Genomic DNA, 9,459 nt, shown 5'->3' on the forward strand with positions numbered 1-9,459 from the left:
GAGTGTGTGGTAGAGTGTTATTTTAATGGGGTTACCCACTCAGGATTTGAAAGAACCTTTAAATTGTTGTCTGAAATTGTTGGGGTTTTATATCATTGGCGTTTAATCTTAAAAGAATGGTGATTTTAAATGAAGAGTATGGTTTTTAAGGGAGGGGTATTGTTTGTTTTTTGTTGATTTTAAGGGAAATTGACAAAAAATGGGAAGACAGCGGGGTTTAATGGGAGAAATATGAAAAAAAATAGGGAATAGCGGGGTTTGATGAGAAAAATATGAGAAAAATTGGGTTTTAGATTTTTTTAAAAAAATTCTTTAAATTCAACGGTCTCATTATACAAAGGTCTCTACTATGAATATGCTAATGCCAATAAAAAATTTCCAAAGATCTGCAGTGGCAGGCAATTTCATTGAAGTTTATCCGCCTTATTGACAAACAAAAAATAGCATTGGTGTTAGTGGAAAACAAAAAAACTATGTTATAATTAAATTTTAAAAATTAGAGGCTTGATATGGATTTCATCGTACAAAATTGGTTAATAATCGCTATCATTACAATGGTAGTTATTTGGGTTGTTAAAATTTACAACAATCTGGTTTCTTATAAAACGCAATACCAAAACGGTTTTGAGCAAATCTCAGTGCAGCTCAAGCGTCGCCTAGACTTGATTGGCAACTTAGTTGATGCTGCTAAAAAATACATGGAACATGAAAAAGAAACATTAATGGCAGTAACACAAGCACGCTCTGGTCTTCTACAAGCGACACAAGCAGCTGAAAATAACCCTGGTGATGCAAATGTCATGGCAAATTTGGCAAGCTCACAAGTGGCACTGGAAGGTGCAATGGGTGGATTCAACCTAAAGATGGAAGACTATCCTGAGCTTAAAGCCAGCGAAAATATGATGCAGTTAAGTGAAGAGATGACCACCACAGAAAACCGCATTGCTAGCGCCCGTCAAGGTTATAACGACTTAGTGCAAAAATTCAACGAATACAAAAAATCATTTCCAAATGTTATTTTGGCAGGTTTGTTTGGCTTTAGTACGGATGCACAAAACTTAGAATTTAACGAAAGTCTTGAGCAGTTGAATGAAGCGCCAAAAGACTTGTTTAAGTAAAACTTTATACAAATATGGACTTTAGGGAGCACCAAGACCGTGCCAAAAGAAACAGTAGAATCATTTGGTTCTTATATATTTTGTTATTGTCAATTTCTTCTCTTTTAATTGGCTGGACTTTTATAGTTGGTCTTAATTTAGCAGAACTTTATCAGTCTGGTTACGAGCAATACAGTTTTGGGCAGAAATTTTCTGCCAGTAATTCTCATGCTTTTGACAGTGAACAAATCCAAATTTTGCTTAGTTTTTCTGCGATTGCCTTTATTGTTCAAGCCTCAACGACAGCATTTGGTTTTTTCAAAAAATCAGATGGACACAAAGTTGCTGTTGCCTTTAACGCTCGACTGTTAGATGAAAATAGCGCTAATTCTTTAGCAGAAAAACAAGCTCTAAATATTGTTACCGAACAAGCTTTAGCGGCAAGCGTGCCAACACCAAGTTTGTACCTTATTCCAGAACAAGGTATCAATGCTTTTGCTGCTGGAAAAAGCAATAAAAACGCTATCGTTGCAATCACTGAAGGTGCATTAAATAGTTTTAATCGAACTGAACTCTCAGGGGTTATTGCTCATGAAATAGGGCATATTGTCAATCAAGATATTAAGTTAAATATTCAAATATCTGCTTTTGTTTTTGGCTTTACTGCGCTGTTCTTCTTAGCAAGATTTATCTTTTATAATGCGATGTACAATCGCAGGATGGATGGACGAGCCAAGTTAGTCATGTTTGCAATGGCTGCTGTTATCGCTATTATTGGCGCTCTAACAGTATGGATGGGTAGAATACTACAAGCTGCGATGAGCAGACAAAGAGAATATCTGGCTGATGCCAGTGCAGTACAATTTACACGATACCCCGATGGTCTCGTGCAAGCTTTTGAGGTGTTAGAAAATGGTGGAAAATCCACTAAAATGGAAAACCCTTCGTCTAAAGAATACGCCCACGCTATGATGTTTGGCATTGGGGGTGAGTTGTTTGCGACACACCCACCACTTAGAGAGCGTATCGCTAGAATTCAAAATCAAAAATAAATGGCTATTGACATTAAATCCGCCGATGAAATAGAAAAAATGCGTATTGCTGGGCGCTTAGCAGCACAAGTGTTAGATATGATTACACCTCATGTTAAATCAGGTGTTAGCACTGATGAACTAGACACAATTTGCCATGATTATATTGTTAATGTCCAAGACGCTATCCCTGCTCCGCTTAATTATCACGGTTTTCCAAAATCAATTTGCACCAGCATTAACAATGTTGTTTGTCACGGCATACCCGGTGAAAAAAAACTCAAAAAAGGTGATATTGTGAATATCGACATTACGGTTATCAAAGACGCTTATCACGGTGATACCTCTAAGATGTTTATCATTGGCAAATCTAGCGTCAAGGCACAACGCATTTGCCGTATTGCACAAGAATGCTTATATATTGGCATTGAAAAAGTAAAGCCTGGTATTCACTTAGGCGAGATTGGTAAAGCCATCGGTGCTCATGTAATTAAAAATAATTGCTCTATCGTGCGTGATTATTGTGGGCACGGTATTGGTAGCACATTCCACGCTGAACCACAAGTGGTGCATTATGATGATGGTAATATCGCTAACAGTCCAATACTTGAAGAAGGCATGACTTTCACCATTGAGCCTATGGTGAACTTAGGCGGTTTTGAAGTGGCAACCTCCACCATTGATGGCTGGACAGTAACCACCAAAGACCGATCACTTTCCGCACAATGGGAACATACAATTTTAGTCACAAAATCAGGCTATGAAATCCTAACACTTAGAGATGAAGAAGCAGATGCGCCTGTGCTAAAATAATGCTTTTTAAAGTTAGTAGAAACAAGTGTTAAAAAACCTAAGAAATTATTTTGTCTCTGGATTGCTTTTTTGGATTCCATTAGGACTTAGTGTTGTACTTATCAAGTTCTTTTTAGAAACGCTAAACAACCTAATACCTTCACAATATTTACCAAAAGTATTGTCTGATTTAAGCAGCAGTATTCCAGGCTCTGGCATTATTTTAGTGCTGCTTATTATGCTGGTCACTGGCATACTGGTCAATAATTTTATTGGGCGTAAATTACTACAACTTTGGAACAAACTGCTCAATAAAATCCCCGGATTTAGAGGGATTTATAACGCCCTAAAACAACTATCAGATACCGTGTTTAGCCCTTCTGGGAAGAGTTTTAAAAAAGCTTTATTAATACAATATCCTCGCAAGGGGCTATGGACAATTGCTTTTCAAACCAGTGATTATCAAGGTGAAGTCGCAAAAATAATTGGCAAGGAGTTGGTTAATATTTATGTACCAACCACACCCAACCCCACTTCTGGATTTTTCATTATGCTGGCAAAAGAGGAAGTGATTGAACTTGATATGAGTGTTGACGAGGCATTCAAACTGGTTATTTCTACTGGTGTAGTAACACCAACTAAAAAGGACAAATAAAATGATGAGAACACATTATTGTGGAGAATTAAACAAAGAAAATATTGGTCAAACTGTTGACATCTGTGGCTGGACAAATCGTCGCCGTGACCATGGTGGCGTTATCTTTTTGGATGTGCGTGATAAGCGTGGCATCGTGCAAGTGGTCATCAATCCAGATAACAAGGATTTTGCTTTGGCTGAAACTATTCGCAACGAGTTTGTATTAAAAATTACCGGCGAAGTGATTGCCAGAGAGGATAACTTAATCAACACCAAACTTGCCACAGGTGAAATTGAAATTGTTGCTAAGCAAATTGAGATTCTTAACACTTCTAAGCCAGTGCCCTTTCAAATTGATGCCGTAGACACCTCAGAAGAAGTGCGTCTTAAGTATCGTTTCTTAGATTTGCGTACCGATGTGATGCAACAGCGCATGAGACTACGCTCGAAAGTAACCCACTATATGCGTGAGTTTATGGACAATCATGACTTCTTAGATATTGAAACGCCATTTTTAACCAAAGCAACACCCGAAGGTGCACGAGACTATTTAGTGCCTTCGCGTACTTACCCTGGTGAGTTTTTTGCCCTACCACAGTCTCCACAACTGTTTAAGCAGTTGTTGATGATGTCGGGTTTTGAGCGTTATTACCAAATCGTAAAATGCTTTAGAGACGAAGACCTGCGTGCTGATCGTCAACCAGAATTCACTCAACTTGATGTTGAAACTTCATTCATGAATGAAAATGAAATTATGCAGATGATGGAAGAAATGACACGAGGGCTATTTAAGTCAGTCATTGATGTAGATTTGGGAGGTAAATTCCCAACCATCACTTATGCCGATGCCATGGATAAATACGGCATTGACCGCCCTGATATGCGCATCCCATTAGAGATTGTTGGTATTGATGATCTACTAAGTAACATTGAATTTAAAGTGTTTGCCGAGCCCGCTAAAAATCCAGCCTCACGCGTCGGCGCAATGAAAATACCTAACGGCGCCACTATCTCACGCAAGCAAATTGATAATTACACTAAATTTGTTAGTATTTATGGCGCCAAAGGTTTGGCTTATATTAAGATGAATGACGATGGCCCAGCCTCACCAATTTTAAAATTCTTAGGGGCAGAAGTCACACAAAGCATTATTGATAAAGTTGATGCAAAAACAGGCGATATTATTTTCTTCGGTGCAGATAAAATAAAAATTGTGAATGAGGCCTTGGGTAATTTGCGTGAAAAAATTGCCAAAGATTTGGATATCTACACTGATAAATGGGCGCCGATTTGGGTGGTTGACTTCCCTATGTTTGATACCAATGATGATGGCTCTTTAAGCGCTATTCATCACCCATTCACTGCGCCAAGTGTTGATGCTACCACTTTAGAGTCCACCGCCACTACCGCCCTATCTCGTGCTTATGACTTGGTCATTAATGGCTCTGAAGTCGGTGGTGGCTCAATTCGTATTCACCAAGTTGAAATGCAACAAACCGTATTAAAATTATTGGGCATTAGCGATGAAGAAGCACAAGACAAATTTGGCTTTTTGCTTAATGCACTTGAATACGGTTGCCCGCCACATGGTGGTATGGCATTCGGCCTAGACCGTTTGGTCATGATTATGGCACACTGCGATTCTATTCGTGATGTAATCGCTTTTCCTAAGACCCAAACAGCAGCTTGCCTGTTAACCAACGCTCCTGCACCCGTGCCAAATAAGGTGCTAAGAGAGTTAAGTGTTAAGGTAAGTTTGCCTAAAAAAGATTAGACAAACCTCCAGCATAAGTAAAAAATACTTATAATAAAAAAATGAAACTGACAATAAAAAACATTGGTGTTATTGAAGAAGCAGATATTGAATTATCTGGTTTGACCGTTATTGCTGGTGAAAACGATAGTGGCAAAAGTACTGTTGGTAAATTAATGTTTTCTATTACTAAGGCGATTGGAAAATACAAAGATGAAATAAAGGAGAACAAAGAAAACGATATTGAAGAAGCGGTAGAACATATTTATTTTTCTATTAAGAAAGATGTGTTTAGAGATGAAAAACGCAGATTCAAAGAATCAAAAAAATCGTTTCGCTTGCATAACAGCTATAGAGAATTATTTCACCCACGCTATTTTATAGATGAAGTTAATGATAATGGCGTTGAGGCGATAAACAGCAGAATAGAATACTTAAAAAGAGAAGATATTTATAACGATAAAATTGAGAAATTATTTACTGATTTACAAAATATTGTTGAACGAGACGACGATACAAACTCTGCCATTAAAAGAGCCTTTACAAAATTAATCTACTCGGAATTCAAAGGTGAGATTGGTAATAAAAAATCAAATAAATCAACTATAAAAATTATTGAAGGAAATAATGAAATTTTAAATATAGAGTTAAATCAAAACAAAGTTACAAAGTTTGACCCCAAAGATGAATTTTATTTTAATGATAGCATTATTATAGAAACACCAATGATTTTAAATTTTAGAGATTCTATTAGAGATTCTAAGTCATTATTTGAAAAACGAAAAAATAGAGGACGATATTTAGGCAGAGCAAACATAGCTTTTCACATTAAGGACTTAGAGGTTAAATTAAGAGAATCTGGGTATGAGGCAGCGTTATTTTTAGAAAATGATGATTTATACAAAAAAATATCAGCAATTATTAATGGAAACATAAAATATCAAAACGATCAAAGTGAATTTGTTTATTTTAAAGATGACGAACAACATAATATTTTAAATGTTGCTAGTGGTATTAAATCATTTGGCATATTGCAAATGTTGTTATCGGGAGATTTTATCAAAGCAAGGACTTTGGTAGTTTTGGATGAACCAGAGGTGCACTTACATCCAAATTGGCAGCTAAAATACGCCGAAATTATCACACTTTTGGTTCAAAATAATAGGAATATTTTGGTAACAACACACAGCCCTTATATGGTGGAAGCCTTAGAAAGATATGCTGAAAAATACAAAATAGAAGAAAAAACACATTTTTACTTAGCCAAAGAAGGGGTTATTAAATCAAAAAACAATAACAAAACTTTGTCAGAAATAGCGTCCAAACTCTCAGAGCCCTTCTCTGTTTTCGATGAGATGGATGCAGAAAAATTATAATGAGTGTAAAAAACAAGTTTCAAGCCGAATATTCACAATATTTAGAAAACTTTAAGGAACTGAGCTATGACAACAGAAACAAGCGATCTTTGTGTCAGAATACAACGCATCAATACTATAACTTTGATAAAATCGTTAAAGATAGAAGTAACAAGTCTACTCCCGCTTCACCTGATACCCTTATTTTTAAAAAAAATAAAATATATTGCGTAGAATTCAAAAATTCATTTTTTAACCAAATCAGTGCATCAAATATTAAAAAAAAACTTGAAAACGGACATCAAGTTTTATCAGCTATTTTTAAAGAATTAGATTTACAACTTAAAGATTATCAACTTATTTTTTGCGTCGTATGCAAGGGATTTGACGAAAATGAAGCAGAAAAGCAAAGATGGTCAGAAATACGCCGTGGAATTGAATCCGAAATTCGATTTGACTTAAAACAGTACATAGGCGTGTATTGTGACGACATTCTTACCAAGGATATTGATTTCTTTAGAGAGCAATTTATTAAAAAAATAAATAAAAACCTACCTTGCTAAAATGATAACGCAAATAAAACAACTCTTAAAACAAAAAAACGCCGTATTAGTAGCACACTACTATGTGAGTGGTGATTTACAAGATTTAGCACAAGAGACAGGTGGCATTGTTTCAGACAGTTTAGAGATGGCACGATTTGGACAGAACTGTGATGCAGATACCATTATTGTTGCAGGGGTTAAATTTATGGGGGAGACCGCTAAAATCCTCTCTCCTGAAAAAAGGGTTCTAGTACTTGATGAACAAGCCACTTGCTCGTTAGATGAAGATTGCCCGATTGAAGAATTTTCCAAATTTTGTGATGCACACCCTGATAGAAAAGTGGTGGTATATGCCAACACCTCAGCCGCTGTTAAGGCGCGCGCTGATTGGGTGGTTACTTCTGGTAGTGCACTCACAGTCGTAAAACACTTACATGAAAATGGTGAAAAAATCCTCTGGGCACCTGACAAACATTTAGGGCGTTATGTGCAAAATAAAACTGATGCTGACATGCTACTTTGGCAAGGTGCTTGCGTAGTACATGAGAGATTTAAAGCAGATGCTTTAAGCGCACTTAAGGTCAAACACCCTGAGGCTTGCATCTTAGTGCATCCAGAATCACCACAAGCCGTGGTAGAATTGGCTGATGTGGTAGGCTCAACCACCGCACTTATTAATGCTGTTAAAGACAGAGACGAACAAACTTTTATTGTGGCAACTGACAATGGTATTTTTCATAAAATGCATCAAGTTGCACCCAGTAAAACACTGCTTGAAGCGCCGACTATGGGGGAAGGTGCAGATTGTGAATCGTGCGCACATTGTGAGTGGATGGCAATGAACAGTTTAGAAAAATTATTAAGTGTTTTACAAACGGGTGAGAACGAGATTAAAATTGACAAAAACACCTCGCAACAAGCACAACATTCAATACAAAAATTACTAGATTTTACGGAGAAATAAAATGGCAGGACACAGTAAATGGCACAACATCCAACACCGAAAAGGCGCTCAAGACGCTAAACGCGGTAAGATTTTTACCAAATTAATCAAAGAAATTGTCATTGCCGCCAAAGCAGGCGGTGGCGTAATAGAAAACAATCCGTCTCTTAGAATGGTGATTGATAAGGCTTTAGCCGCCAATATGAAGCGCGACACCATTGAAAGTGCAGTCAAACGAGGCAGTGGCGACCTTGACGGTGATAACTATGAGGAAGTGCGTTACGAAGGTTACGGGCTGGGTGGTACAGCGATTATGGTCGACACACTCACAGACAATCGCAACCGCACTGTGGCGGATGTGCGTCACGCATTCTCTAAGCATGGTGGCAACTTAGGCACTGATGGTTCGGTGGCTTATCTGTTCAACAAGCAAGGTTTTATTAGTTTTTCCTCTGGTGATGAAGACCAAATTATGGAAGTCGCACTAGATGCAGGCGCACAAGATGTGATTAGCAACGAAGATGGCTCAATTGATGTGGTTACCACGCCTGAGGATTTTTTCACTGTGAAAGATGCACTGGCAGATAGTGGGCTTGAGTCCAGCCATGCTGAAGTAACCATGGAGCCTGCTAACCGTGTTGAGCTTAACCTTGGTGATGCGGAAAAATTCATGAAACTGATTGAGCGCCTAGAAGACTTAGACGACACGCAGGAAGTGTATCACAATGCAGATATTTCTGATGAAGTAATGGCGCAGTTGTGACCCCTTATTTTCAAGCAAAATCAGTTAAATTATTTTTAGGTGACAGTTTGGAATTGTTAAAAAAAATCCCCAAAGAAAGTGTAGATATGATTTTTGCCGATCCACCTTATAATTTATCCAATGGTGGCTTTACCTGCCATAATGGCAAAATGGTTAGCGTTAATAAAGGAAAATGGGACAAAAGCAAGGGCATTAAAGAGGATTTTAAATTTCATAATAGCTGGATAAAGGCTTGTAAAAAAGTATTAAAACCCAATGGCAGTCTATGGATTTCTGGCACTTATCATTCTATTTATTTGTGTGGTTTTGCTTTGCAAAAACAAGGCTGGCATATTGTTAACGATATTTCTTGGTTAAAATCTAATGCAGCGTAAAAAATTATTAGATCTTTTAACTGAATATTATAATCAACAAGGTGGTAGGACTTTTTCTCTTAAACAGTTGAATAAATATTATCAAGATTATAGTATTATAGGGATTAATGGAAACACGCCCCAAGCAACAATAAGAAGACTATTACAAGAATTAAGAAACAATAATATG

10 protein-coding genes and 1 pseudogene are annotated in these 9,459 nt (G+C 37.2%); all 11 read left to right on the forward strand.

Annotated elements, in window-relative coordinates:
* Nucleotides 1–509: 509 nt before the first annotated feature.
* Nucleotides 510–1,118: a LemA family protein gene (locus tag BAZSYMA_RS07685; RefSeq protein WP_090717484.1), complete on the forward strand. Its 609-nt coding sequence runs from the start codon at nucleotides 510–512 to the stop codon at nucleotides 1,116–1,118.
* 14 nt (nucleotides 1,119–1,132) lie between these two features.
* A complete protein-coding gene (locus BAZSYMA_RS07690) occupies nucleotides 1,133–2,149 on the forward strand; it encodes a M48 family metalloprotease (RefSeq protein ID WP_090717489.1) in 1,017 nt (338 codons plus the stop codon).
* On the forward strand, nucleotides 2,150–2,941 hold the full coding sequence (gene map / locus BAZSYMA_RS07695; protein ID WP_090717492.1) for a type I methionyl aminopeptidase: 792 nt from the start codon (nucleotides 2,150–2,152) through the stop codon (nucleotides 2,939–2,941). It begins immediately after the preceding gene.
* Between the two features lie 25 nt (nucleotides 2,942–2,966).
* The gene (locus tag BAZSYMA_RS07700; RefSeq protein ID WP_090717497.1) at nucleotides 2,967–3,575 is read left to right on the forward strand and encodes a DUF502 domain-containing protein; all 609 of its coding nucleotides are present in this window, start codon (nucleotides 2,967–2,969) and stop codon (nucleotides 3,573–3,575) included.
* A gap of 4 nt (nucleotides 3,576–3,579) precedes the next feature.
* On the forward strand, nucleotides 3,580–5,331 hold the full coding sequence (gene aspS / locus BAZSYMA_RS07705) for an aspartate--tRNA ligase (RefSeq protein WP_090717526.1): 1,752 nt from the start codon (nucleotides 3,580–3,582) through the stop codon (nucleotides 5,329–5,331).
* 41 nt (nucleotides 5,332–5,372) lie between these two features.
* Entirely contained in the window at nucleotides 5,373–6,686 is a 1,314-nt protein-coding gene (locus tag BAZSYMA_RS07710) for an AAA family ATPase (RefSeq protein WP_090717502.1), read from the forward strand.
* Nucleotides 6,686–7,228 (forward strand): hypothetical protein, encoded by a 543-nt coding sequence (locus BAZSYMA_RS07715; protein ID WP_090717507.1) that lies wholly within the window; start codon nucleotides 6,686–6,688, stop codon nucleotides 7,226–7,228. The genes BAZSYMA_RS07710 and BAZSYMA_RS07715 overlap by 1 nt, the downstream gene beginning before the upstream one ends.
* Before the next feature lies 1 nt (nucleotide 7,229).
* Nucleotides 7,230–8,174: a quinolinate synthase NadA gene (nadA, locus tag BAZSYMA_RS07720; protein ID WP_090717511.1), complete on the forward strand. Its 945-nt coding sequence runs from the start codon at nucleotides 7,230–7,232 to the stop codon at nucleotides 8,172–8,174.
* Nucleotide 8,175: 1 nt separating this feature from the next.
* A complete protein-coding gene (locus BAZSYMA_RS07725; RefSeq protein WP_090717516.1) occupies nucleotides 8,176–8,916 on the forward strand; it encodes a YebC/PmpR family DNA-binding transcriptional regulator in 741 nt (246 codons plus the stop codon).
* Nucleotides 8,913–9,287 (forward strand): annotated as a pseudogene (locus tag BAZSYMA_RS07730) (DNA-methyltransferase); the annotation flags it as partial. The gene BAZSYMA_RS07725 and the pseudogene BAZSYMA_RS07730, both read left to right, overlap by 4 nt.
* The coding region (locus tag BAZSYMA_RS10245; protein WP_206599457.1) for a hypothetical protein at nucleotides 9,280–9,459 on the forward strand (180 nt) is incomplete at its 3' end. The pseudogene BAZSYMA_RS07730 and the gene BAZSYMA_RS10245, both read left to right, overlap by 8 nt.

The sequence above is a fragment of the Bathymodiolus azoricus thioautotrophic gill symbiont genome (genome assembly GCF_001298715.1).
Classification (GTDB): domain Bacteria; phylum Pseudomonadota; class Gammaproteobacteria; order PS1; family Pseudothioglobaceae; genus Thiodubiliella.

Excerpts from the sequence above, each read along its gene's own strand:
- BAZSYMA_RS07685 (WP_090717484.1), top strand. The coding sequence starts at position 510 with ATGGATTTCATCGTACAAAATTGGTTAATAATCGCTATCATTACAATG.
- BAZSYMA_RS07690 (WP_090717489.1), top strand. The coding sequence starts at position 1,133 with ATGGACTTTAGGGAGCACCAAGACCGTGCCAAAAGAAACAGTAGAATC.
- map (WP_090717492.1), top strand. The coding sequence starts at position 2,150 with ATGGCTATTGACATTAAATCCGCCGATGAAATAGAAAAAATGCGTATT.
- aspS (WP_090717526.1), top strand. The coding sequence starts at position 3,580 with ATGAGAACACATTATTGTGGAGAATTAAACAAAGAAAATATTGGTCAA.
- BAZSYMA_RS07710 (WP_090717502.1), top strand. The coding sequence starts at position 5,373 with ATGAAACTGACAATAAAAAACATTGGTGTTATTGAAGAAGCAGATATT.
- BAZSYMA_RS07715 (WP_090717507.1), top strand. The coding sequence starts at position 6,686 with ATGAGTGTAAAAAACAAGTTTCAAGCCGAATATTCACAATATTTAGAA.
- nadA (WP_090717511.1), top strand. The coding sequence starts at position 7,230 with ATGATAACGCAAATAAAACAACTCTTAAAACAAAAAAACGCCGTATTA.
- BAZSYMA_RS07725 (WP_090717516.1), top strand. The coding sequence starts at position 8,176 with ATGGCAGGACACAGTAAATGGCACAACATCCAACACCGAAAAGGCGCT.